Origin of the sequence: Bradyrhizobium zhengyangense, assembly GCF_022012435.1 — a bacterium.
GTDB lineage: Bacteria > Pseudomonadota > Alphaproteobacteria > Rhizobiales > Xanthobacteraceae > Bradyrhizobium > Bradyrhizobium zhengyangense.
Genome location: NZ_JAKLUA010000001.1, coordinates 1,053,579 through 1,076,360, shown reverse-complemented (window position 1 = coordinate 1,076,360; position 22,782 = coordinate 1,053,579). Strand labels below are relative to the sequence as shown.

Below are 22,782 nucleotides of genomic sequence, written 5' to 3'. Positions count from 1 at the left end.
GGTTAAGCCTGTTCAATTTCTTCGCGGAGCATTTCAAGTTCAAGCCAGCGCTCTTCGGCAGCGGACAGTTCTTCATGCGCCTTGGCGATGGCGGCCGACGTGTCGTCGAATTTCTTGCGATCCCTGGCATAGAGATTGGGATCGTCGAGGACGCGTTGCAGATTGGCGATATCGGCGTGCAACGTTTCCATCTTCTTCGGCAGCGTCTCCAGCGCGTGCTTCTCGTTGAAGCTCAGCTTCCTCTTCGCCGAGGCGGGGACAGCGGCGCGTTCCTCTTTCTTTTCTGCTGGCGCCGGGGTCTTCGTGGTCTCACGCTTGAGATCCGCGCCGCGCTGCGCCAGCATGTCGCTGTAGCCGCCGGCATATTCGATCCACTTGCCGTTGCCCTCAGGCGCGATCACGGAGGTGACGACGCGGTCGAGGAAGTCACGGTCATGGCTGATGAGGATGACCGTGCCCTCGTAGTCGCCGAGCATTTCCTCCAGCACGTCGAGCGTCTCGAGATCGAGATCGTTGGTCGGCTCGTCCAGCACCAGGAGGTTTGATGGCTTGGCGAGCGCACGCGCGAGCATCAGCCGTCCGCGCTCACCGCCGGAGAGCACCTCCAGCGGCGTGCCGCGTTGCTCCTGTGCGAACAGGAAGTCCTTCATGTAGCCGACGACATGCTTGGGCTTGCCGCCGACCATGACGTGATCGCCGCGGCCGCCGGTCAGCGCTTCGGCAAGCGTCGATTTGGGGTCGAGGCTTTCGCGGTGCTGGTCGAGCGTTGCCATCTCCAGATTGGCGCCGAGCCGCACCGTCCCGGAATCCGGCTGCATGCCGCCGGTGAGCAAATTGACCAGCGTGGTCTTGCCGGCGCCGTTCGGCCCAATGATGCCGAGCCGGTCGCCGCGCTGGATGCGGGTGGAGAAATTGTCGACGATCACGCGATCGCCAAAGGCCTTGGTGATGCCCTTGGCCTCGATCACCAGCTTGCCGGATTGTTCGGCCTCGGTCGCGGCGAGACTGGCTGTGCCGGCGGTGCCGCGATAGTCGCGGCGCTGGTCGCGCAGCGCATGCAGATTGGCGAGCCGCTTGACGTTGCGCTTGCGCCGGCCGGAGACGCCGTGGCGTAGCCAGTGCTCCTCGTCGACGATCTTGCGGTCGAGCTTGTGTTGGTCGCGCTCTTCTTCCGCCAGCACCTCGTCGCGCCAGGTCTCGAACGAGGCAAAACCGCGATCGATCTGCTTGATCTTGCCGCGGTCGAGCCAGGCGGTGGAGCGCGAGAGGTTGGCGAGGAAACGCCGGTCGTGGCTGATGATGACAAGCGCGCTGCGCCGGGAGTCGAGCTCCTTTTCCAGCCATTCGATGGTGGAGAGATCGAGATGGTTGGTCGGCTCGTCCAGCAGCAGGATATCGGGCGAGGGAGCCAGCACGCGCGCCAGCGCCGCACGGCGCGCTTCGCCGCCGGAGACGTTGGCCGGGTTCTCGTTGCCGGTGAGCCCAAGCTGTTCGACAAGGTAGCGGGCCTGGTACGGATCGTCGCCCGGTGCAAGCCCGGCCTCGACATAGGCGAGCAGAGTCTTGTGCTCGCCGAAGTCAGGCTCCTGCGGCAAATAGCGGACGGTGGCACCGGGCTGCACGAAGCGCGTGCCGCTGTCGGGCTCGACGAGGCCGGCCGCGATCTTCAACAGCGTCGACTTTCCGGAGCCGTTGCGGCCGATCAGACAGACGCGCTCGGATGGCGCGACGTTGAGCTCGACGCCGGACAGCAGCGGGGTGCCGCCGAAGGTCAGCTTGATGTCTTTCAGTTGAATCAGCGGGGGCGCCATGACTAGCCCTGACTCGTAGCAGCCTGGTCGGCGCGGCGGCGCTGGATCCGTCGCAGCGTCTGGTCGAGCGCCGAGAGAAAGGCGGAGCGGTCGCGCGGTGCGAACGAGCGCGGGCCGCCGGTGACTTCGCCGGCCGAGCGCAGATCCGTCATCAGATTGCGCACCGCCAGCGTCATGCCGATCGATTCCTCCGTGAACGGCTTGCCGTTCGGCGCGATCACGTCGGCGCCGGCCTTCACGCAGCGGCTCGCCAGCGGAATGTCCGAGGTGATGACGACATCGCCGGGCCTCGCCCGTTCCGCGATCCAGTCGTCGGCCGCATCCATGCCCGAGCCGGCCGCGATGCGCTCGATCAGGGGCTCGTGCGGCACGCGGATAAAATTGCCGGCGACCACGCTCACCGGCACGCCGTGGCGGAGCGCGACGCGATAAATCTCGTCCTTCACAGGGCATGCGTCGGCGTCGACATAGATGCGGGTGGGGGTGTTGGTCATTCGCCGCGTGGTACCGCATTCGGGCCGCAAAGGCGAGGGGATTGACCGGTGTTCCCCGGGGCCTACGATCAGCCCCGAAACAACAAGAATTTTGGGGAAGCCAAGCCATGCCGAACCGGCTCGAAACCTGGCGCGTCGAGGCCTACAACACCGCCAAACAGTCCGAAAACAAGATGCATGACGACACGGTGGCGCGCCGCTTCGGCTTTTCCGGTGGGCTGGTCCCCGGCGTCGACGTCTTCGCCTACATGATGCACGTGCCGGTGGCGCGCTGGGGCCGCGATTTCCTCTCCCGCGGGCTGGTCGAGGCCCGCTTCATCAAGCCTGTCTATGACGGCGAGACCGCCGACGTCGATGCGACCGAGCACAACGGCCTGCTCACGATCGAGGTGTTCAGTCGCACCGAGCTGTGCGCCACTGGCACTGCCTCGCTGCCGGCGGCGGCGCCAGTGGTGTCATTGGGCGACTATGTCGAAGTCCCCGCGGTCGCTGAGCGCAAGCCGGTCAGCCCCGACATCTTCGAGGTGGGCAAGTGGCTCGGCACGGCGCCACGTCGCTGGGCCGGGCAGGACGCGAGCGACTATCTCGCCGACATCAGGGAGACCGATCCGATCTTTGCGCGCGAGGGCCTCGGTCATCCCGGCCTGATCCAGCGCGTCATGAACCGCGTGCTGGTCGACAACACCATTCTGGGCCCCTGGATTCACGTCGGCAGCCGCATGCAGCTCTTGTCAGCCGCGCGCGCCGGCGACGAGATAGTGGCGCGGGCAAAGGTCACCGCGAATTACGAGAAGAAGGGCCACCGCTTCGTCGAGCTCGACGCGCTCGTCGTCGCGAATGGTGCGACCCCGATCGCGTACTGCCAGCACACCGCGATCTACCAGCCGCGCGAGCAGGCGGCGGCGTAGCATCCAGCACCGTCATTCCGGGGCGGTCCGTCAGGACCAAACCCGGAATCTCGAGGTTCCGGGTTCGATGCTTTGCATCGCCCCGGAACGACGAATGTCGCCTACGCCGCCTTCCCCTTCGCGTCCTGGATCGCGCGCCACACCCGTTCCGGGGTCAGCGGCATGTCGATGTGCTTGATGCCGTGGTCCGAGAGCGCGTCGAGCACCGCGTTCACCACCGTCGACAGGCTGCCGGCGCAGCCGGCTTCGCCGCAACCCTTGCTGCCGAGCGGATTGGTGGTGGCCGGCACCGGGTGATCGCCGACCGTCATGTTCGGCACATCCTCGGCGCGCGGCAGCGCGTAGTCCATCAGCGACCCCGTGATCGGCTGGCCGCTCTCGTCGTAGCGGACATGCTCCATCAGCGCCTGGCCGATGCCCTGGACCACGCCGCCATGGAGCTGGCCCGCGACCAGCATCGGGTTGATCACGGTGCCGAAATCGTTCACCGCGCTGTAGCGCACGATCTGCACCACGCCCGTCTCAGGATCGACCTCGACCTCGGCGACGTGGCAGCCGTTCGGGAACGCCGAGGCGATGGGATCGCTGGTGTGATCAACATCGAGCGAGTCAGGCACACCATCGGGCATTTTGCCGTCATGCAGCTTCTTGGCGAGCTCCATGATGTCGATGCTGCGGTCAGTGCCGGCGATGGTGAAAGCGCCATCGGCGAATTCAATGTCGGCCTCCGAGGCCTCCAGCATATGCGCGGCGGCGCGCTTGCCCTTCTCGATGACGAGCTTTGCGGCGCCCACGATGGCCTGGCCGCTCGCGGTGATCGAGCGCGAACCGCCGGTGCCGTTGCCGGTGTGAACGATGTCGCTGTCGCCCTGCACGAGCTTCACGCTCTCGAAGGGAACGCCAAGCTGCGCACACAGCACCTGAGCGAACGGCGTGGCGTGGCCCTGGCCGTAGTCGAGCGTGCCGGTGATGAGCTGCACGGTGCCATCGGGATCGAACACGATCTTGCCGAGTTCGGGGCCTGGCGGCGCGGTGACCTCGAGATAGGAGCCGACGGCGATGCCGCGCAGCTTGCCGGCCTTCTTGCTCTCCTTCTTGCGCTTGGCAAAATTGTCGTGGTCGGAGATTTCCAGCGCTTTGTTGAACACGGCCTGGAAGTCGCCGCTGTCATAGGTGACGCCTGACGAGGCCGGGAAGGGCATCTGGTTCGACTTGATGAAGTTGCGCTTGCGCATCGTCAGCCGGTTGATGCCCATCTCGTCGGCGGCACGGTCGATCAGCCGCTCCATGTAGTAGTTGGCCTCGGGCCGGCCGGCGCCGCGATAAGCACCCATCAAAGTGGTGTTGGTCAAGACCGTCTTGATGTCGATCGCCATTAGCGGCGTCCGGTAGACGCTGGAGAAGTTCTTGCCGGTGTTGAGCGAAAGCGGGCTGGGCGCAACGCCGGTGATATAGGCGCCGAGATTGCCGTAGCCGGACAGTCTTGCTGCGAGGAAGTGCCCCTCGGCGTCGAGCGCCAGCTCGGCGTGGATCTTCTGCGCGCGGCCGTGGCTGTCGGACAGGAAGCTGGTCGAGCGCTCGTCGAGCCACTTCACCGGGCGTCCCAGTGCCTTCGCGGCGTACAGGATGCACATGTACTCGGGATAGTTGACGTTCTTCATGCCGAAGGAGCCGCCGACATTGGCGGTGAGGATTCGCACCTTGTCGTTCGGCACCTTCAGGTTCTTGGCAAGGTTGGCGCGGTTGCCCGCGACGCCCTGGGTCGGCATCTGGATGGTGTAGCGCTCGGTCTTCTTGTCGTAGGAGGCAAGGCCGACGCGCGGTTCCATCGACACCACCGCGACACGGGTGTTCTCGATGTCGACCTTGGTGACATGGGCGGCGCTGGCGAAGGCCGCGTTCACCTTCTCCGTGTCGCCATAGTGATAGTCGAGCGCGACATTGTTGGGGATGTGATCGTAAAGCTGCGGCGCGCCCGGCTTGGCAGCTTCCTCGGGATCGGTCACCGCCGGCAACGGCTCGATGTCGAGCTCGACTGCCTCGGCCGCATCGCGCGCCTGCGCCAGCGTCTCCGCGACGACGAAGGCGACGGGATCGCCGACGAAGCGGACCTTGTCGGTTGCCAGCGGATGGCGGTTGGTCTGGAGCAGGGGCGAGCCGTCGCGACTCTTCAGCGGCAGACCGCAGGTGAAGGGGCCATAGCCGGCGGCATTGAGATCCGTCCCGGTCCACACGCCCAGCACGCCCGGCATCGCCTTGGCCGCGTCAACGCCGATGCCGCGGATCATGCCATGGGCATGGGTGGAACGGACAATCACGGCATGGGCCTGGCCGGGCAGATTGAAATCGTCGGTGTAGCGGCCCTTTCCGCGCACCAGCGTGTCGTCCTCCTTGCGGCGGACGGGCTGCCCGACCCCATATTTTTGCAGTGCAATAGCGTTTTCGAGCGTGGACGATTTGGTGTGTTCTTGCATGGAGTTGACCTGAAAAGCCGGCAATTGCGCGATTTGGGGGCGCCTGGAGGACCGGACCCGCCAAAAATAGCCCACGGTCCCGTTCACGACAACGCACGAATGGGCATGGTCCTATGTGATGCGATGTTGCGCATGCCAGCCGCGCTGCTAATGTTTCAGGCGAAAAATCAATTCCGGATCGGCCCCTTAGGGTCGTGGAAAGACAGTTTGTATGAATGACGACACGCGGCTCCGCGACGGCCTTGCGCCGCACGGTGAGCTGGAGGGGTCGATGGCGGCGGTGGCGTTGGCCACGGAGCCTGCAGTCCCTGCGCAGGCGCCGGGAACCGGCGTCTATGCGGCGCTGGACCTCGGGACCAACAATTGCAGGCTCCTGATCGCCTGTCCGACCCACGATGGTTTTCGCGTGGTCGATTCCTTCTCGCGCATCATCAGGCTCGGCGAGGGCGTCTCGGCGACGGGATGCATCAGCGAGGCTGCGATCGATCGCGCCATCGCCGCGCTCAGCATTTGCCGGGACAAGATCAACCTGCGCAAGGCCAAGCGGCTGCGGCTGATCGCCACCGAAGCCTGCCGCGCGGCCTCGAATGCGGAAGGTTTTCGCAGCCGCGTCGCGGCCGAGACCGGCATCGAGCTGGAGGTGATCGACCGCGAGACCGAAGCCGCGCTCGCGATGCTCGGCTGCTCGCCGCTGGTCGATCCCAGGGGCCGCGGCGCCATCCTGTTCGACATCGGCGGCGGCTCGACCGAGCTGGTGCGGATCGAGCGCGACCCGCAAGATCCGGAGCCGCGGATCAAGGCGTGGATGTCGATCCCGCTCGGCGTCGTGACGCTGGCCGAGCAATTTGGTGGTCGCGACGTGACGCCGGCGATCTATGCCGCAATGGAGCAGGAGGTCGCCAATCACGTTGCGCCGTTCGCTGCGGAGCACGGCCGCGATCTCACCGACATGCATCTGCTCGGCACGTCGGGCACCGTGACGACGCTCGCCGGCATCCATCTCAATCTCGTGCGTTACGATCGCCGCCGCATCGACAGCATCTGGATGAACGATCCCGACATCACCGCGACCATCAACAAGCTGCTCGGCATGAGCTACGAGGAGCGCGCGGGCAACAGCTGCATCAGTGTCGAGCGTGCTGATCTGGTGCTGGCTGGCTGTGCCATCCTCGATGCCATCAGGCACGCGTTCCCGCTGCCGCGCCTGCGCGTCGCCGACCGTGGCCTGCGCGAGGGCATGCTGGTCGAGATGATGCGCGAGGACGGCGCGCTCAGGAGCTGGTGAGATGGCGAAAGACACCACCGGCCGCTTGCACGTCCAGGTCAAGACCGGCGGCAAGCGCAAGCTGTCGTCGAAGCTGTGGCTGGAGCGGCAGCTCAATGATCCCTATGTCGCCAAGGCGAAGGCCGCGGGCTATCGGTCGCGCGCCGCGTTCAAGCTACTGGAGATCGACGACAAGTTTCGCTTCTTAAAGCCGGGCATGGCCGTGGCCGATCTCGGGGCCGCACCCGGCGGCTGGAGCCAGATCGCGGCCAAGCGCGTCGGCTCGGTCGAAGGCAAGGGCAAGGTCGTCGCCATCGACCTGCTGGAGATGCCGGAGATTCCCGGCGTCGATTTCGCGCAGCTCGACTTCATGGACAACGACGCGCCCGACAAGCTCACCGCGATGCTGGGTGGCGGCGCCGATGTCGTGATGTCCGACATGGCCGCCAACACCACCGGCCACCGCAAGACCGACCAGCTCCGCATCGTCGGCCTGGTCGAGACGGCGGCTGCCTTCGCATGCGATGTGCTCAAGCCCGGCGGCACGTTCCTCGCGAAGACCTTCCAGAGCGGCGCCGACGCCGACCTGCTCGCGCAGCTCAAGCGCGATTTTGCGACGGTGCGTCATGTCAAGCCGGCAGCAAGCCGGCAGGATTCCTCCGAGCGCTATGTGCTCGCGACGGGGTTTCGTGGGCGCAGTTAGAGTGCGCCGATCATCGGCGCTGCGATTGGTTTGGACGCTCGAGCCTTAGGCCACTTTTTTCTCGAAATTGGCATACACGCTGAGCTTCAACCAAGCGCGGAGGTCGGTGGCCAGCTTGCTGCTCCCGGTCAGGACAAGCCGACCATCATCCGACATCTGGTCGGCAGTTACGTATCCAAGCCAGATCTCGGTCATCGATTGAAGATCCGTCGACACGTAGAGATCGACATCGAAGCCTGGATCGACGAGGCAGAGGTCAACGTCCTTGTTCGGCTCCACGATCAGCCAATAGTTGCGCTCCGAGTTGGGTCTGTCCTTGAAAATGAATTGGATGGTGTTGCGGCGTGGCGGCATCGGATCGGTATTGAGAGTTCGCCTGACGTCCCACATCAAAAGATTGGCATCGAGGTTCTTCAAGGTTGCTTCTGTCGTCACCCATCTGTGGCCCCAGGCGCCGATGGCTTCGATGATTGGGCGCAGCTCCGTCCCCGCTTCGGTGAGATGATATTCGTGGGCGCCGGAGTCCCGCTCTGCGGCGACGCGGGTGACGATGCCCGCGGCTTCGAGCTCTTTGAGTCGCTTGGATAGAAGAGCAGGCGACATGCTGGGGACGCCTCGCCGCAGCTCATTGAACCGGGTCGATCCCATTACCAGCTCTCGCAAGACAAGCAGCGTCCAGCGAGAGCAAATGATTTCGGCTGCCATTGAAACTGGGCAGAACTGATTGTAGCCGCCATCCGCCATTCGATTGCTTCCTTTCGGCCAGTCGTCTCCGAGGTCGCGAGGCTAGGAGGAAGTCGACAGATTGGCCAGTACAGAATCTGTACCGCTCCGGTTCAGTTACGGAACTGGATGCCTTCGGGCAGTTATGGCTCGCTGTTGTCCAATCGCGAGATGCGATGCCGCTTCCGGCGGGTTGCCGGGCAACAGGAGATGACTGATGTCAGTGACGACGCTCCCCCTCGACTATACTTCCATCAAACAACGACAGCGCACGGTCTGGTCGGCAGGTGACTATGCGATGATCGGGACCACGCTTCAGATCGTGGGCGAGCGGCTGTGCGAGGCTCTCGATCTGCGGGCTGGGAGCCGCGTGCTCGATGTCGCCGCCGGTAACGGAAACGCGACGCTCGCCGCTGCGCGCCGCTTCGCGCAAGTCACGTCCACCGACTATGTCGGCGCGCTTCTCGAGCGGGGTCGGGAGCGCGCCGCCGCCGAACGCGTTGCCGTCGATTTCCAGGAGGCCGATGCCGAGGCCCTGCCGTTTCCCGACGGCAGCTTCGATACTGCGTTGTCTACATTCGGCGTCATGTTCACCCCAGATCAGGATAAGGCGGCGGCCGAGCTCGTGCGTGTGGTGCGCCGCGGTGGAAAGATCGGGCTCGCCAACTGGACGCCGGACGGATTCATCGGTCAGCTCCTCAAGCTCGTCGGAAAGTATGCGCCGCCGCCGTCCGGCGTTAGGTCGCCGACGCTATGGGGCACCGTCGCGCGGCTTGGCGAGCTGTTTCCCCGTCAGCAGATCAATGCCTTGGAGCAGACGTTCACTTTCCGGTACCGGTCTCCGGCCCATTGGCTTGACGTTTTTCGTTCATTCTACGGTCCCACCAACCGCGCATTCGCCGCGCTGGATGCGGACAAGGCAGCGGCGCTGGAGGCCGACATTCTCGATCTGCTGGAGAAATCGAATTGGGGCGATCGCGGCGACCTCGTCGTTCCCAGCACCTATCTCGAGGTGGTCGTTACGATCACGTGAGTGCTGGATGAACGACGGGGCCACGACTGTCCGGTCCGTGGGCCGCACGAAAGTCCCGGCGGTCGAGTGATCATTGGATCGAACAGGTAGAGGCCTCGCTACAGACGGGCAGCGGCCTCTACGCACCGGTCACATTTCGGGCCATGCAGATTCATGGCCTACGCAGGAGTGACTCCATGAGATGTTGTGCCGACGTTCGCGACACGAACCAAAAGTGTCTCACCGAACAAGAAAGTATCGAGGAACGCTTTCTCGAACAATTCGCTCTGCTTGAGGACGGTTTGGCACATCTTCAACTTCAGATGCGCCGCATGTCGGAGGGCGCCAAGCAGTTTGGCAGCCTCGCGAGGCAGATGCGGCGAGCAACCTATCCCGCAGATCGCGGCGACGAAGGCATGTCCAGTCGGTTCGAGAACCGCGGAGGTCATTCGGTCAAAGGCGAGTAATCCTTTTCCGAGCCTGGCGCGGATTGAGCGACGGTTTCCGCGCTCCGAATCTGAGCGATTGGTATCGTGGGCTACCCCAGCCGCTGATCGCGCATGTCCTGCGTATCTTCGGTGGCCGCCTTCACCGCAGCGCTCGCGGCGCTCTTCGCCGCGCCCTTGCGGCTTGCGACCTCAATCGCCTTGCGGCCGGAGATCTCGTGGCCTGCATCGCTCGGCATCTGCCAGAAGAACCAGCTCGAGGCCGCCGAGGTCAGCGCCACCACGACAAAGGCCGGCATGAACACGGTGGCATTGAGCTCGCTGACATGGTTCAGCCACATCGTCGTCTCCACCGAGGCGGCGCCGACCGCGACGCCGGCGGAGACGGCGAGCTGCTGGTTGACGCTGACCAGCGTGGTGGCGCGGCTCATCTGCGGGCTGTCGACCTCGGCATAGGCCACCGTATTGATCGCGGTGAATTCGAGCGAGCGGAAGAAGCCGCCGACCACCAGGATGACCATGATGATCAGCAGCGGGGTCGTCACCGTGAACAGCGCGCAGACGCCGAGGAAGAACGCGCTGACGATCGCATTCACCGTCATCAGATTGCGGAAGCCGAAGGCGCGGATGAGGCGCGCCGCCAGCGTCTTCATGCCCATCGCGCCGAGCGAGGAGGAGAAGGTGACAAGGCCGGAATGGAACGGCGACAGGCCGAAGCCGATCTGCATCAACAGCGGCAGCAGAAAGGGCAGGGCGCCGATGCCGAGCCGGAACATGAAGCCGCCGATAATAGCCGCGCGCAATGTCGGCAAGGTCAGCAGCGAGAAATCCAGCACCGGCGAACCCGTCCGTCGGGCGTGAATGACGTAGAGCGTCATCGAGATCGCGCCGCCCGCAACCAGGGCCGCCACCGTGCTCCAGGGCAACAGATTGAGGCCGGCGACCGAAAGACCGAACGCGATGCCGGCAAGCCCGACACCGGCGAGCACCATGCCGTAGAGATCGAACTTCTCCTGTGTCTCGCTCTTGATCGGCTCAATGAACTTCAAGGCCATGAAGATGCCGAGCAGTCCGATCGGGATGTTGATCAGGAAGATCCAGTGCCACGACGCGTAGGTCGTGATGAAGCCGCCGAGCGGCGGGCCGATCACGGGGCCTATCAGGGCAGGGACCGTCACCCAGGCCATGGCGTTGACCAGCGCGCTCTTGTCGACCGAACGCAGCAGCACGAGGCGCCCGACCGGCGTCATCATCGCCCCGCCCATGCCTTGCAGGATGCGTGCGACCACGAAGCCGGTAACCGAACCTGACAGCGCACAGCCGACCGAGCCGATCATGAACACGCCGACCGCGATCGCGAACACCATGCGCGCGCCAAACCGGTCGGCGGTCCAGCCACTCGCCGGGATGAACACGGCGAGTGACAAGAGGTAGGACGTGATCGCGAGCTTCAGCGTCAGCGGGCTGGTGCCGATGTCGGCCGCGATCGCCGGCAGCGAGGTGGCGATGACGGTGGAATCCATGTTCTCCATGAAGAGAGCCGTGGCCACGATCAGCGGAATGATGCGTTGCTTGTCGAGCATGTCGGGTTGGTCACGGAAATGGAGCGGAAGGGCGAGAATTTTGGCTTATCATCGCCATCCCGGCGGGACTATTGCGGATGAACGCATAGCACCTAAATCCTGAACCCACCCCCTTTGTCATTCCGGGGCGCGCCACTTGGCGCGAGCCCGGAATCCATTGGGCCGCAGGGACCGCTGCGGAATGGATTCCGGGCTCGCGACTTCGTCGCGCCCCGGAATGACCGTATGGATGGGCAATCCCCGCCGAATTTGCGCAAAAAAGCCTGTGCATGGCTGGCCAGCGGTCCGATTTGCTTTGATTCGTCACGCGGACATGCTATCGACCCGCGTCAACCCCACCGATGGGCTCCGATTCTCAAGGCGATGCCGCAAGGTACGCCGAGGGCGGCGCTCATCCATAATCGTTTGCGGCACGGCCGCAGGAAGGAGTTGGCATATGGCCACGGTGCAACTTCAGGGCATCCGCGAAGCTTTTACGTTCGATGACGTGCTGTTGAAGCCGGGCCTGTCCGACGTCATGCCGGGCGAGGTCGACATCCGCTCCCGCGTCACCCGCGCCATTCCACTCAACATCCCGATCATGGCCTCCGCCATGGACACCGTCACCGAAGCCCGCATGGCCATCGCCATGGCGCAGGCCGGCGGCCTCGGCGTCATCCATCGCAATTTCGATCCCGAAGGCCAGGCCGCTCAGGTGCGGCAGGTCAAGCGCTACGAGTCGGGCATGGTGGTTAACCCGCTCACCATCAGCCCCGAGGCCACGCTCGACGATGCGCTCAAGCTGATGAGCGATCACGGCATCTCCGGCATTCCCGTCGTCACCGGCGCAAGCAAGGCGACGCCCGGCAAGCTGGTCGGCATCCTCACCAACCGCGACGTGCGTTTTGCCACCGACCGCCGGCAAAAAGTCTCCGAGCTGATGACGCGCGAGAACCTCGTCACGGTGCGCGAGAATGTCAGCCAGGACGAAGCCAAGCGGATGCTGCACCATCACCGCATCGAGAAGCTGCTGGTCGTCGACGATCAATATCGCTGCGTCGGCCTGATCACCGTCAAGGACATCGAGAAGGCCGTCGCCCATCCGCTCGCTTGCAAAGATGCGCAGGGGCGCCTCCGCGTCGCCGCCGCCACCACCGTCGGCGACACCGGCTTCGAGCGCACCGAGCGCCTGATCGATGCCGGCGTCGACCTCGTCGTCGTCGACACCGCGCACGGCCATTCCCGTCACGTGCTGCATGCGGTGAACCGCATCAAGCGTCTCTCCAACTCCGTGCAGGTCGTCGCCGGCAACGTCGCGACGTCGGACGGCGCGCAGGCGCTGATCGATGCGGGCGCTGATTGCATCAAGGTCGGCATCGGCCCGGGCTCGATCTGCACCACGCGCATCGTCGCCGGCGTCGGCGTGCCGCAGCTCACCGCGATCATGGATGCGGTCGAGGCCGCCAAAAAGTCCGACATCCCCGTCATTGCCGATGGCGGCATCAAGTTTTCCGGCGATCTCGCCAAGGCGCTCGCCGCCGGCGCTGACATTGCGATGGTCGGCTCGCTGCTCGCCGGCACCGACGAGACGCCCGGCGAAGTGTTCCTGTGGCAGGGCCGTTCCTACAAGGCTTATCGCGGCATGGGCTCGGTCGGTGCGATGGCGCGTGGATCTGCCGACCGCTACTTCCAGCAGGACATCAAGGACTCCCTCAAGCTCGTGCCTGAAGGCATCGAGGGCCAGGTGCCCTACAAGGGCCCGGTCGGCAACGTCATGCACCAGCTCGCCGGTGGCCTCCGCGCAGCCATGGGCTATGTCGGCGCCAAGGACATGAACGAGCTGCACGCGAAGGCACAGTTCGTCCGCATCACCGGCGCGGGCCTGCGCGAAAGCCATGTCCACGACGTGACCATCACGCGCGAGAGTCCAAATTATCCGGGCGGCGGTTAGTCGCTTCGCGTCATCCGAGCGCGGGTTCGACACGCTTACCTCAACGAGGCTGTCATGCGCCGGCTTGACCGGGGCATCCAGTACGCCGCGGCTCCTCGGTTCAATCACGACTGTCTCGGAGTACTGGATCGCCCGCTTTCGCAGGCGATGACACCGAGCGTGTTGGGATTTGCTTCATTCCCGCGTACCTCCTAAATGACTGCAACAAGCAATCAGGAGGAAGCCATGTCCCAAGTTCAACATAGCGCCAAACGCATCGTTCTCGCCGCGCGTCCCGTCGGCGAGCCCAAATCATCCGATTTTCGTCTGGAGGAATTCGCGGTGCCGACGCCGGGCGCTGGCGATGTTCTGCTGCGCACGATCTGGCTTTCGCTCGATCCCTATATGCGCGGGCGCATGAGCGACGGTCCGTCCTATGCCGCGCCGGTGCCGGTCGGCGGCGTGATGGAAGGCGAGGCGGTGAGCGAAGTCGCGGCCTCCAACAATCCTGATTTTGCCAAGGGCGACATCGTGCGCGCACGGACTGGCTGGCAGACGCACGCGATCTCGAACGGCAAGGGTCTCATCAAGGTCGATCCCAAGCTCGGTCCGATCTCGACCTCGATCGGCGTGCTCGGCATGCCCGGGATGACCGCCTACACGGGCCTGCTCGACATCGGCAAGCCGCAAGCCGGCGAGACCGTCGTCGTCGCCGGTGCCTCCGGCGCAGTCGGCTCCGCGGTCGGCCAGATCGCCAAGATCAAGGGCGCACGTGCGGTCGGCATCGCCGGCGGCAAGGACAAGTGCGACTACGTGGTGAAGGAGCTCGGCTTCGATGCCTGCATCGATCACCGCGATCCTGATCTGGCGGCGAAGCTGAAAGACGCCTGCCCGAAGGGCATCGACGTCTATTTCGAGAATGTCGGCGGCGCGGTGTTCGAGGCGGTCTTCCCGCTGCTCAATCCCTTCGCGCGCGTGCCGGTCTGCGGCCTGATCGCGCATTACAACGACACCGAAGCAAAGCCGCCGAAATGGGCCGCATCGATGATGCGCGCGACGCTGACAAAGCGGCTGACCTTCCGCGGCTTCATCGTCTCCGACTTCGCCTCGCGCCATGGCGACTTCCTGCGCGACATGTCCGGATGGGTCCGCGATGGCAAGGTGAAGTACAAGGAGTTCGTCACCGACGGCCTGGAGAGCGCTCCCGGCGCCTTCATGGGGCTCCTGAAGGGCGCCAATTTCGGCAAGCAGCTGGTCCGGGTCGGGCCAGACAAGGCGTAAAGCCATTGCTTTTAGCGTCTCCAGGAGGCCTGAGGCGTCCTGGAGTTGCGCCTTTGCCACATACCGGACGTCGCTGGTTAACAAATAGTTACCGATCGGCCACACCTGCCCGTAAAAGGCGCAGCGTGTGACCGAGGGTTCATTGACGCCAAGGCGAAGGCATTGAATCATCGCGCATATTTCAGGTGCTGCGATGTTAGAGATCGGTATTTTCTGCGTAATCCTGCTGGCTGCCGGCTATTGGGCGGCCATGTATGTCATGGGCCGCCATGACGACGTCATCCACGGCAAGTTCGTGAACATCGAGGAGGAGGGCGAGTCTGCTGCTCCCGCGATGCCGGCGCCTCCGCCGCGCTTTCCGAAGCCATCGGTCAGGACGACCGATCGCGTCAACGTGGTCCCCGCCAATGGTCCGGCGCCGCAGCCGGTGAGCAGCGAGGCGCTGCAGTCGTTGCTGGCTGCAATCCAACACGATCTCAAGAGCGTCGCCTGAGAGCTAAGCTAGTGCTCGCCGCCCATCTGGGCGAACAGCTCTTCGATGTCGATATCGACCTGGCCCGCGGCGCGGACGTGGCGGACTTCAAAACTGTTTGACGCGAAGCGGTACTCGACGAGGCCCGTCTCCTTGATCGCGATCCGATCCTGGCGTGTGTCATTGATCTTGAAGCCGGCTGAGGGCGCCCAGACGTGCCTGGCGTGGCGGGACGTGAAGTCGCGGCGCTGATGCACGTGACCGCTGGCGACCAGGCGGAGATCGGCGCGCGCGAACATCTCGATCAGCCGCGCGCGCGCCGGCTGCGGCACGTAGCGGATCGAGGTCTCCGGGAGTTCAGGATCGTCGGGCAGGTTGAGAAACAGCGGCTTGTGGATGAACAGCGCGACCGGCCTGCCGTTCACCTCGGCGATCTCCGAAGCGAGCCAGTCGAACTGCTCGGCCTCGAACGCGAGCCCTGAATTCATCACCAGCGAGTTGAGGCCGATGAAGCGCCAGCCGGCAGCATCGAATGACCAATGGTCCTCGCCGATGATGTCGCGAAATTGCTGGCGGTGCGCCTCGGTGACCGGCGGCTTCGGCGCCGGCCCGAGCGCCGTCGGATTGTCACCGATGTCGTGATTACCAGGGATGTAGCGACAGTCGACGGGCAGGGCAGCGTGCAGGCTCTTCGCGAACGCGACATCGTCGCGGCTCGTCGGTCCGTCGAACGACACGTCGCCGGTGTTGATGACGAGATCGGGCCTGCTTGCATCGATGTGCTCGCTGACCGCCTGGAAGTTTGCGATCAGGCCGGGAAAACGCCGGCCGAGATGCGTGTCGGAAATCTGCGTGATGCGAAATTCGGACATGCGCGAAGTATCATCTAGCCAAACGTCGGAACGATGACATCGGCGCAAGATCGGCGATGAAACAAAGTTTAAAGCACGCGATAGCGGATCGTGTAGGCGTCCTGCTGCGCGACGCTGCCCGCCACGGGCGAGGCGATGCGGTCGGCGAGATGCCAGGGGCCGAACTGCTCGGTGCGATGCGGCTCGGCCGGCAGGCGCAGGCGGAACTCGAACGTGCCCTTGCCCGGCAGGCTCACCACCAGCATGCGGTCGGTAGTGCGATGGGTGAGGGCGACCGCGCCGCGCAGCACCGCGCGTCCGTCAGTGAGGTCGCTGACGCCGTCGACCAGCGCAAGTGTCTGGTTGCGGTCGGTGTGCAGCTCGATCTGAGCGTCGGCGGACGCAGCCGTCAAGGTTTCGCGTGGCATCCGGATCTCGAACTCCACCGCCGGCTTGGACGGGTTGAGGCCGAGATAGGCAAGCGCGGCGTGGCGCATGTCGAAGGCAACGAACGCGAGCAGCGCGGCTGCCGCGAGCACCGCCAGGCCGTGCCTGACGACATCGCGCCAGGTGCGGTAGGCCAGGCGGAAATAGACTGTCATCGCCAGCGCGACGGCGAGCGCCGCCGCGACGCCTGACAGCGCCGACATCCAGATGCCGAGCTGGCCGTCGGCGGATTCGGACCAAAGGCTGGACAGGGTGCTCATGGCGGCTCGCCTCGAAGGCCCGCAATGGGGCAAAATCGCTTTAACAATCGCTGGTTGGTCGCGGACTCGGGAACGCTGGTTCAACTCCTTGATTGTCAGCGTGAGAAGTCGCGGCTAATGACGGTCCGCGGCATACCGCCTCACGGGAAAGTTCCGATGTCCGTTCAAATGGTCCTGCTGCCTGTTTTCGTGCAGATCGGGCTTACCTTCGCGCTGCTGATCGGCATGGTGTTCGGGCGGCGGAAGGCGCTGGTCTCGGGCGAGACCAAGATCCGCGACATCGCGCTGGGCGAGCCGAACTGGCCGAAGGGCGCCACGCAAATCGCCAATTGCTACCGCAACCAGTTCGAGCTGCCGGTGCTGTTCTACGCCCTCATCGCGCTGGCGCTGCCGCTCCGCCATGCCGATCTCTTCATCGTGCTGATGTCCTGGGTGTTCGTGGTGACACGCTTTGCCCATGCCGGCGTGTTCGTCACCTCGAACGATCTCGGCCGGCGCTCTTCGGTCTGGCTTGCCGGCGTGCTCGTGCTGCTGGCGATGTGGATCTACTTCGCACTCAAAATTCTGTTGCTGATCTAGGCGTTTGCTCGCCGATCCTGATCTGAAAGATTCAAATGACTCCCGCTGCCCGGCTGTCCGCAGCCATCGAAGTGATCAACACCATCGAGAAGGACCGCGTGCCGGCGGCGAAAGCGCTGAAGGAGTGGGGCACCGCGCACCGCTTTGCCGGCTCCGGCGACCGCGCCGCCATTGCCGGTCTCGTCTGGGACGTGCTGCGCCGCTTTTCCTCCAGCGCCTACCTGATGGATTCCGATACCGCCCGCGCGCGGCTGATCGGCATGCTCCGCCTCGAGCGCAACATGGACACCGCGACCATGGCCGCGATGTTCGACGGCAGCCGGTTTGCACCTGAACCACTGACGGACGCCGAGCAGGCCGCGCTCAGCCATCGCTCACTGAAAAACGCGCCCGCCGCGATCGCCGGCGACTATCCGGAATGGCTCGATTCCCATCTTGCAAAAGTGTTCGGCGAAGACCGCGCCGCCGAGGCGGTGGCGATGGCGAGCCGGGCGCCGCTCGACTTGCGCGTCAACACGCTAAAATCCAACCGCGACAAGGTGCTGAAGGCGCTTGCTCATCTTCATGCGAAACCGACGCCGTGGTCGCCAAACGGCCTGCGCATCGAGCTTTCAGCCGATGCGCGCAACCCCGGCATCCAGGCGGAAGAGGATTTCATCAAGGGCGGCATTGAAGTGCAGGATGAAGGATCGCAGCTTGCGGCCCTGTTCACCGCGGCAAAGCCGGGCGAACAGGTGATCGATCTCTGCGCCGGTGCCGGCGGCAAGACGCTGGCGCTCGCCGCCCTGATGCAGGGCAAGGGTCGCCTCATTGCCACCGACCGCGACAAGCGCCAGCTTGCGCCGATTCACGAACGCCTGTCGCGCGCCGGCGTCCACAATGCCGATGTCCGCACCCCCAAGGGCGAGGCCGATCCGCTTGTCGATATCAGCGCGACCGCCGACCTCGTCGTCATCGATGCGCCCTGCACGGGAACCGGAACCTGGCGCCGCAACCCCGATGCCAAATGGCGCATGCGGCCGGGCGCGCTCGAGATCCGCCTGAAAGACCAGGCCGAGGCGCTGGAGCGCGCGGTTCCGCTGGTGAAGCAGGGCGGCCGCATCGCCTACATCACCTGCTCGGTACTGTCGGAGGAGAACGGCGAGCAGGTGAGGGCCTTCATCGCCCGGCACCCGGAGTTTGCGGTGGTGCCGCCGGAGCAGACCGCGAGCGTGCTCTGGGACAAGGCCGAGGACTTCGCACAAGCCGCGCTGCAATCGCCTGAGGGCTGGCTGATGACGACAAGGCGCACGGGGACGGATGGCTTCTTCGTGTCGGTCCTGAAGAAGGCGAGCTAATCCCCAAACAAAAACCCCGCGAACCGGATCCCGGTCGCGGGGTTTCTTGTCTCAACACTCTGCCGGTACGTCCGTGGTCAGAGCGTCTGCGCGGCCACTAGCCGGCGCGGAGGTTGTCGGCCGAGGACTTGCCGCTGCGGCGGTCCGCGACGATGTCGAAGGAGACCTTCTGGCCCTCGTTGAGGGTCGACAGACCAGCGCGCTCGACGGCGCTGATGTGAACGAAGACGTCCTTTGCGCCGTCATCCGGCTGGATGAAGCCAAAGCCCTTTTGGTTGTTGAACCACTTCACGGTGCCCATTGCCATAGTCATTTCCTTTCAATTGACGATGCACTCAGGGGGACAAATGCGCATTTTGCGCCCACGTCCCGATTGGTCGATTTTGGAGAAATACCTGAAACGTGCTCGCCCATTGGAAATGAGACGGAGCGGCCCAGTCGTTCGGCCAAGGATCGATCATCACAATCTAGCGATTTTTTGGGGCAACTTCAAGGCGGCACGCCCAGACAGCGAGTCGCGCGACATTTGCTATTTTGCGCTGCACACCGGGCCCTGAAAGACAGTTCCGTCAATCCACGATGAAGAGCGTCGCGCCCACTGATGTCGAGGAGCGATGCGCGGCATCCCCGAAATCCGACACCTGGTAGCTCATCCCCGGCGTCAGCTTGAACTTGCGCCCGTCGCGCAGCTCGCTGTCGAGCTCGCCCTTGAGCACGTAGAGCACGTGCCCACGATCGCACCAATGATCGGCCAGATAGCCCGGCGAATACTCGACCATCCGCACGCGGAGCTCGCCGATATCAAGCGTGCGCCACAGCGCGTGCCCGGTCTCGCCGGGATGCCTGGTGGCTTCGACCTTGCTCCAGTCGGTGACGGTGAACGGCGAGGCGGGGAGTTTCATGGGTGGGTCCTGTTTCAGAGCCGGCGAGGCCGTTGTTAGCGCACGCGCGCGCCCCAGTCTCCGTTGTTGCAAGCTTGGGGCACATGCGTCCCTCGCTCTCGCTGTCATCGCCCGACTTGATCGGGCGATCCAGTATTCCGAGACGTCCGTGGTTCATCGAAAAGCCGCGGCGTACTGGATTCCCCGCCTTCGCGGGGAATGACAGCGGTGGTTGGCACTCACCCCACCAGATGGTTCGCCGATCCCTGCACGATCAGCCCCGCATCATTCACTCGCAGATACTCGCAGATCCTTTTTCCGCGCTCGTTCTGGTAAAACACCACCAAACTGTCGGGGCTGACGAACACGTCGATCAGCGAGAAGTGCAGCTTCGGCAACAACCCCAGCGCCTTGCTCCAATAGGCACGCAGAGCATCCTTGCCGCGCACGGTGCCGCTGGCATCGAACCCCATCGCGGGGATGCGGTCCGAGGTCATCACGGTGGCATCGTCATAGAGCGTGAGCACGCGCTCGAGATCGCGCGCATTCCAGGCCTCGACCCAGGTGCGGCCGAGTGCGGCGAGCGTTGAAGGCTGATGGAATTTCGACATGGCGTTCTCCCTGATCGGCCCCTGGTTCGCGGCGAGGCAATTAGGTCAATAATACTTACCTATATCCATTTGTCCATGCCCAAAGAAGCATGTGGGCGCGCGCAGAGGCGCGGTTGCGGGCCGGGGGCTCATCGCGTATTGGCTTGCCATGACAGCAGCACAGAACGACCGCTCCGCGTCGACGCCCTCGGTGGCCTCGGCGCACGACAAGATTCTCATCGTCGACTTCGGCAGCCAGGTGACGCAGCTGATTGCGCGTCGCGTGCGCGAGGACGGCGTCTATTGCGAGATCGTCCCGTTCAACAAGGCCGAAGAAGCCTTCAAGGAGATGAAGCCGAAAGCGGTGATTCTCTCCGGCGGGCCTGAGTCGGTGCATGAGGCCGGCTCGCCCCGCGCGCCGCAGCTGATCTTCGCCTCCGGCGTGCCCGTAATGGGCATCTGCTACGGCCAGATGACCATGGCCGCCCAGCTCGGCGGTGAGGTCGAGGGCGGCCATCACCGCGAATTCGGCCGCGCCGACGTCGAGGTCAAGGCCGACAGCAAGCTGTTCGAGGATGTCTGGTCGTCAGGCAGCAAGAACCAGGTCTGGATGAGCCATGGCGACCGCATCACCAGGATGCCGCCGGGCTTCTCCGTCGCCGGCACCTCGCCGAACGCGCCCTTCGCGATCATCCAGGACGAGAAGCGCAAATATTACGGCCTGATGTTCCACCCCGAAGTGGTGCACACGCCAGACGGCGCAAAACTGATCCGCAACTTCGTGCGCAAGATCGCCGGCCTCACCGGCGACTGGACCATGCGTGCCTTCCGCGAGGAGGAGATCGCAAAGATCCGCCAGCAGGTCGGCAAGGGCAAGGTGATCTGCGGCCTTTCCGGCGGCGTCGATTCCGCCGTTGCCGCCGTGCTGATCCACGAGGCCATCGGCGATCAGCTCACCTGCGTGTTCGTCGATCATGGCTTGCTGCGTCTCGACGAGGCCAAGACCGTCGTCGACCTGTTCCGCCACCACTACAACATCCCGCTCGTGCACGTGGATGCGTCCAAGCAATTCCTCGGCGAGCTCGAAGGCGTCACCGATCCGGAAACCAAGCGCAAGACCATCGGCCGCCTCTTCATCGAGGTGTTCGAGCAGGAGGCCAAGAAGATCGGCGGCGCCGACTTCCTGGCGCAAGGCACGCTCTACCCTGACGTGATCGAGAGCGTCTCCTTCACCGGCGGACCTTCAGTCACCATCAAGTCGCACCACAATGTCGGCGGTCTCCCCGAGCGCATGAACATGAAGCTCGTCGAGCCCCTGCGCGAGCTGTTCAAGGACGAGGTGCGCAAGCTCGGGCGCGAGCTCGGCCTTCCCGAAATCTTCGTCGGCCGCCACCCGTTCCCGGGCCCGGGTCTCGCCATCCGCTGCCCCGGCGACATCACGAGAGACAAGCTCGACATCCTGCGCAAGGCCGATGCCGTCTACATCGACCAGATCCGCAAGCACGGCCTCTACGACGACATCTGGCAGGCCTTCGCCGTGCTGCTCCCCGTCAAGACCGTCGGCGTCATGGGCGACGGTCGCACCTATGATTATGTGGTCGGCCTGCGCGCCGTCACCTCCACCGACGGCATGACCGCGGACTTCTACCAGTTCGACATGAAGTTCCTGGGCGAGACCGCCACGCGCATCATCAACGAGGTGAAGGGCGTGAACAGGGTGGTGTACGACGTGACCAGCAAGCCGCCGGGGACGATTGAGTGGGAGTAGGGGGCATGATTGTTCAATCCCTAGCTCTCCGGAGAGGCGACGCCGTTTGAATCATGGGATTTGGGGTATTCATCCATCGATCGGACTCGATCTACGATGACAGTCCCGCTGAACGATATCAGTTTCCCAGTCAGTATCTCCGCCGCGTTGAAGCCTGCATAGGCGATTGGATCATCTATTACGAGCCGAGCAAAGTGGCCGAGACGCGCGGCTATTTTGCGATTTCTCGGGTTCAGCAGATTATTCCTGACCCGGGCACTCCAGGGATGTATCTCGCTCTGATCGAGCCTGGAAGCTATCTCGATTTTGCCAATCCGGTTTCGTTCAACGGGCCGACTGGTCCAGTAGAGCGCGGTGTCCTGAATGAGCAGGGACGAATTTCCGGACGTGCTCAATCGGCAGTCCGTCCCATCTCACCCGAAGATTTCAATAGAATATTCGAACTTGGTTTCGCGGAAGGTGCACCGCTGCTGCCCCGCGTTGATGCCGATGTTCGGTTGGCCGAGCTCGATGAAGGGGAACAGGCGCCGTTCATATTCGAGCAGCAAAGAGATCGCGTCAGCCTTTCCGTATCGCGAGCTCTGCGCGATCGCGTATTTCGTCGGATCGTGCTGCGCGCCTATGATGAACGCTGCGCCATTACCGGATTGAAGCTCATCAACGGAATGGGGCGCGCAGAAGTTGCGGCGGCGCACATTCGGCCTGTCGAGGCAAATGGGCCGGATATCGTTAGCAATGGGATCGCCCTCTCAGGTACGGCTCATTGGATGTTCGACCGTGGTCTGATCACCTTAGCCGACGATCTAGAAATACTTATCTCGCGTCAGACAAATGACCAGGAAGGAGTCCGGTCGATCATCAATAGGACCGGTCGTGCTCTTGAGCCGAGAAGACCGTCTGATCGGCCTCATCCGCACTTCTTGAAATGGCATCGCGAGAACTGCTTCAAGCAATGAGTCGGTTGGATGGGTATCGCTTTGCTCCACCCG

The 22,782-nt window shown here is 64.0% G+C and carries 22 protein-coding genes; 12 read left to right on the top strand and 10 right to left on the bottom strand.

What is annotated here, in order from left to right; genetic code table 11:
- Positions 1–2: 2 nt before the first annotated feature.
- Together L6637_RS05275 and L6637_RS05270 are read right to left on the bottom strand one after the other, a co-directional pair.
- Positions 3–1,811 carry an ABC-F family ATP-binding cassette domain-containing protein gene (locus L6637_RS05275; protein WP_237869477.1) on the bottom strand — a complete coding sequence of 603 codons (1,809 nt, stop codon included), beginning with the start codon at positions 1,809–1,811 and terminating at the stop codon, positions 3–5.
- Between the two features lie 2 nt (positions 1,812–1,813).
- Positions 1,814–2,305: a YaiI/YqxD family protein gene (locus tag L6637_RS05270; protein WP_237858507.1), complete on the bottom strand. Its 492-nt coding sequence runs from the start codon at positions 2,303–2,305 to the stop codon at positions 1,814–1,816.
- Between the two features lie 107 nt (positions 2,306–2,412).
- Here L6637_RS05270 and L6637_RS05265 point away from each other — a divergent pair, with 107 nt between their 5' ends.
- Positions 2,413–3,213 carry a hypothetical protein gene (locus tag L6637_RS05265; RefSeq protein ID WP_237858505.1) on the top strand — a complete coding sequence of 267 codons (801 nt, stop codon included), beginning with the start codon at positions 2,413–2,415 and terminating at the stop codon, positions 3,211–3,213.
- Positions 3,214–3,314: 101 nt separating this feature from the next.
- On the opposite strand, the gene L6637_RS05260 is transcribed toward L6637_RS05265, so the two are convergent.
- Positions 3,315–5,687: a xanthine dehydrogenase family protein molybdopterin-binding subunit gene (locus L6637_RS05260; protein WP_237869476.1), complete on the bottom strand. Its 2,373-nt coding sequence runs from the start codon at positions 5,685–5,687 to the stop codon at positions 3,315–3,317.
- 211 nt (positions 5,688–5,898) lie between these two features.
- Here L6637_RS05260 and L6637_RS05255 point away from each other — a divergent pair, with 211 nt between their 5' ends.
- A complete protein-coding gene (locus L6637_RS05255; RefSeq protein ID WP_237869475.1) occupies positions 5,899–6,972 on the top strand; it encodes a Ppx/GppA phosphatase family protein in 1,074 nt (357 codons plus the stop codon).
- A gap of 1 nt (position 6,973) precedes the next feature.
- Positions 6,974–7,654: an RlmE family RNA methyltransferase gene (locus tag L6637_RS05250; RefSeq protein WP_237858499.1), complete on the top strand. Its 681-nt coding sequence runs from the start codon at positions 6,974–6,976 to the stop codon at positions 7,652–7,654.
- A gap of 45 nt (positions 7,655–7,699) precedes the next feature.
- On the opposite strand, the gene L6637_RS05245 is transcribed toward L6637_RS05250, so the two are convergent.
- Positions 7,700–8,398 carry a winged helix-turn-helix transcriptional regulator gene (locus L6637_RS05245; protein ID WP_237869474.1) on the bottom strand — a complete coding sequence of 233 codons (699 nt, stop codon included), beginning with the start codon at positions 8,396–8,398 and terminating at the stop codon, positions 7,700–7,702.
- Positions 8,399–8,594: 196 nt separating this feature from the next.
- Between L6637_RS05245 and L6637_RS05240 the strand changes: the two genes are divergently transcribed.
- The gene (locus L6637_RS05240) at positions 8,595–9,410 is read left to right on the top strand and encodes a class I SAM-dependent methyltransferase (RefSeq protein ID WP_237858496.1); all 816 of its coding nucleotides are present in this window, start codon (positions 8,595–8,597) and stop codon (positions 9,408–9,410) included.
- Between the two features lie 176 nt (positions 9,411–9,586).
- Positions 9,587–9,856 carry a hypothetical protein gene (locus L6637_RS05235; RefSeq protein ID WP_237869473.1) on the top strand — a complete coding sequence of 90 codons (270 nt, stop codon included), beginning with the start codon at positions 9,587–9,589 and terminating at the stop codon, positions 9,854–9,856.
- Between the two features lie 71 nt (positions 9,857–9,927).
- Here L6637_RS05235 and L6637_RS05230 read toward each other — a convergent pair whose 3' ends face one another.
- Complete coding sequence (locus tag L6637_RS05230) at positions 9,928–11,418, bottom strand: MFS transporter (RefSeq protein ID WP_237858495.1); 1,491 nt, start codon at positions 11,416–11,418, stop codon at positions 9,928–9,930.
- A 436-nt stretch (positions 11,419–11,854) separates the two neighbouring features.
- Between L6637_RS05230 and guaB the strand changes: the two genes are divergently transcribed.
- From guaB to L6637_RS05215, 3 genes are all read left to right on the top strand, one after another.
- Complete coding sequence (gene guaB / locus L6637_RS05225; RefSeq protein WP_237858494.1) at positions 11,855–13,348, top strand: IMP dehydrogenase; 1,494 nt, start codon at positions 11,855–11,857, stop codon at positions 13,346–13,348.
- Between the two features lie 225 nt (positions 13,349–13,573).
- The gene (locus tag L6637_RS05220; protein ID WP_237869472.1) at positions 13,574–14,608 is read left to right on the top strand and encodes an NADP-dependent oxidoreductase; all 1,035 of its coding nucleotides are present in this window, start codon (positions 13,574–13,576) and stop codon (positions 14,606–14,608) included.
- A gap of 193 nt (positions 14,609–14,801) precedes the next feature.
- Positions 14,802–15,101: a hypothetical protein gene (locus tag L6637_RS05215; protein WP_237869470.1), complete on the top strand. Its 300-nt coding sequence runs from the start codon at positions 14,802–14,804 to the stop codon at positions 15,099–15,101.
- 8 nt (positions 15,102–15,109) lie between these two features.
- Here L6637_RS05215 and L6637_RS05210 read toward each other — a convergent pair whose 3' ends face one another.
- Positions 15,110–15,952 carry a metallophosphoesterase family protein gene (locus L6637_RS05210; protein ID WP_237869468.1) on the bottom strand — a complete coding sequence of 281 codons (843 nt, stop codon included), beginning with the start codon at positions 15,950–15,952 and terminating at the stop codon, positions 15,110–15,112.
- Between the two features lie 68 nt (positions 15,953–16,020).
- Positions 16,021–16,638, bottom strand: a complete 618-nt coding sequence (locus L6637_RS05205; protein ID WP_237869466.1) for an acriflavin resistance protein — start codon at positions 16,636–16,638, stop codon at positions 16,021–16,023.
- Positions 16,639–16,794: 156 nt separating this feature from the next.
- On the opposite strand from L6637_RS05205, the gene L6637_RS05200 reads away from it, so the two are divergent.
- Both L6637_RS05200 and L6637_RS05195 read left to right on the top strand, forming a co-directional pair.
- A complete protein-coding gene (locus L6637_RS05200) occupies positions 16,795–17,217 on the top strand; it encodes an MAPEG family protein (protein ID WP_237869464.1) in 423 nt (140 codons plus the stop codon).
- Positions 17,218–17,252: 35 nt separating this feature from the next.
- Positions 17,253–18,554, top strand: coding sequence for an RsmB/NOP family class I SAM-dependent RNA methyltransferase (locus tag L6637_RS05195; RefSeq protein ID WP_237869462.1), 1,302 nt, complete (start codon positions 17,253–17,255; stop codon positions 18,552–18,554).
- Between the two features lie 97 nt (positions 18,555–18,651).
- On the opposite strand, the gene L6637_RS05190 is transcribed toward L6637_RS05195, so the two are convergent.
- From L6637_RS05190 to L6637_RS05180, 3 genes are all read right to left on the bottom strand, one after another.
- Positions 18,652–18,861 (bottom strand): cold-shock protein, encoded by a 210-nt coding sequence (locus tag L6637_RS05190; RefSeq protein WP_027532363.1) that lies wholly within the window; start codon positions 18,859–18,861, stop codon positions 18,652–18,654.
- A 262-nt stretch (positions 18,862–19,123) separates the two neighbouring features.
- Positions 19,124–19,456: a DHCW motif cupin fold protein gene (locus L6637_RS05185; RefSeq protein ID WP_237858484.1), complete on the bottom strand. Its 333-nt coding sequence runs from the start codon at positions 19,454–19,456 to the stop codon at positions 19,124–19,126.
- Positions 19,457–19,674: 218 nt separating this feature from the next.
- A complete protein-coding gene (locus L6637_RS05180) occupies positions 19,675–20,046 on the bottom strand; it encodes a nuclear transport factor 2 family protein (protein WP_237869460.1) in 372 nt (123 codons plus the stop codon).
- A gap of 148 nt (positions 20,047–20,194) precedes the next feature.
- Here L6637_RS05180 and guaA point away from each other — a divergent pair, with 148 nt between their 5' ends.
- A complete protein-coding gene (gene guaA, locus L6637_RS05175) occupies positions 20,195–21,793 on the top strand; it encodes a glutamine-hydrolyzing GMP synthase (protein WP_237869459.1) in 1,599 nt (532 codons plus the stop codon).
- Positions 21,794–21,846: 53 nt separating this feature from the next.
- Complete coding sequence (locus L6637_RS05170; protein WP_237869457.1) at positions 21,847–22,749, top strand: HNH endonuclease; 903 nt, start codon at positions 21,847–21,849, stop codon at positions 22,747–22,749.
- Positions 22,750–22,782: the final 33 nt, after the last annotated feature.

Coding starts and splice junctions, on each gene's coding strand:
- guaB (WP_237858494.1), top strand. CDS start 11,855: ATGGCCACGGTGCAACTTCAGGGCATCCGCGAAGCTTTTACGTTCGAT.
- L6637_RS05265 (WP_237858505.1), top strand. CDS start 2,413: ATGCCGAACCGGCTCGAAACCTGGCGCGTCGAGGCCTACAACACCGCC.
- L6637_RS05180 (WP_237869460.1), bottom strand. CDS start 20,046: ATGTCGAAATTCCATCAGCCTTCAACGCTCGCCGCACTCGGCCGCACC.
- L6637_RS05275 (WP_237869477.1), bottom strand. CDS start 1,811: ATGGCGCCCCCGCTGATTCAACTGAAAGACATCAAGCTGACCTTCGGC.
- L6637_RS05235 (WP_237869473.1), top strand. CDS start 9,587: ATGAGATGTTGTGCCGACGTTCGCGACACGAACCAAAAGTGTCTCACC.
- L6637_RS05230 (WP_237858495.1), bottom strand. CDS start 11,418: ATGCTCGACAAGCAACGCATCATTCCGCTGATCGTGGCCACGGCTCTC.
- L6637_RS05195 (WP_237869462.1), top strand. CDS start 17,253: ATGACTCCCGCTGCCCGGCTGTCCGCAGCCATCGAAGTGATCAACACC.
- L6637_RS05170 (WP_237869457.1), top strand. CDS start 21,847: ATGGGATTTGGGGTATTCATCCATCGATCGGACTCGATCTACGATGAC.
- L6637_RS05220 (WP_237869472.1), top strand. CDS start 13,574: ATGTCCCAAGTTCAACATAGCGCCAAACGCATCGTTCTCGCCGCGCGT.
- L6637_RS05205 (WP_237869466.1), bottom strand. CDS start 16,638: ATGAGCACCCTGTCCAGCCTTTGGTCCGAATCCGCCGACGGCCAGCTC.
- guaA (WP_237869459.1), top strand. CDS start 20,195: ATGACAGCAGCACAGAACGACCGCTCCGCGTCGACGCCCTCGGTGGCC.
- L6637_RS05255 (WP_237869475.1), top strand. CDS start 5,899: ATGAATGACGACACGCGGCTCCGCGACGGCCTTGCGCCGCACGGTGAG.
- L6637_RS05250 (WP_237858499.1), top strand. CDS start 6,974: ATGGCGAAAGACACCACCGGCCGCTTGCACGTCCAGGTCAAGACCGGC.
- L6637_RS05270 (WP_237858507.1), bottom strand. CDS start 2,305: ATGACCAACACCCCCACCCGCATCTATGTCGACGCCGACGCATGCCCT.
- L6637_RS05245 (WP_237869474.1), bottom strand. CDS start 8,398: ATGGCGGATGGCGGCTACAATCAGTTCTGCCCAGTTTCAATGGCAGCC.
- L6637_RS05260 (WP_237869476.1), bottom strand. CDS start 5,687: ATGCAAGAACACACCAAATCGTCCACGCTCGAAAACGCTATTGCACTG.
- L6637_RS05215 (WP_237869470.1), top strand. CDS start 14,802: ATGTTAGAGATCGGTATTTTCTGCGTAATCCTGCTGGCTGCCGGCTAT.
- L6637_RS05200 (WP_237869464.1), top strand. CDS start 16,795: ATGTCCGTTCAAATGGTCCTGCTGCCTGTTTTCGTGCAGATCGGGCTT.
- L6637_RS05240 (WP_237858496.1), top strand. CDS start 8,595: ATGTCAGTGACGACGCTCCCCCTCGACTATACTTCCATCAAACAACGA.
- L6637_RS05185 (WP_237858484.1), bottom strand. CDS start 19,456: ATGAAACTCCCCGCCTCGCCGTTCACCGTCACCGACTGGAGCAAGGTC.
- L6637_RS05190 (WP_027532363.1), bottom strand. CDS start 18,861: ATGGCAATGGGCACCGTGAAGTGGTTCAACAACCAAAAGGGCTTTGGC.
- L6637_RS05210 (WP_237869468.1), bottom strand. CDS start 15,952: ATGTCCGAATTTCGCATCACGCAGATTTCCGACACGCATCTCGGCCGG.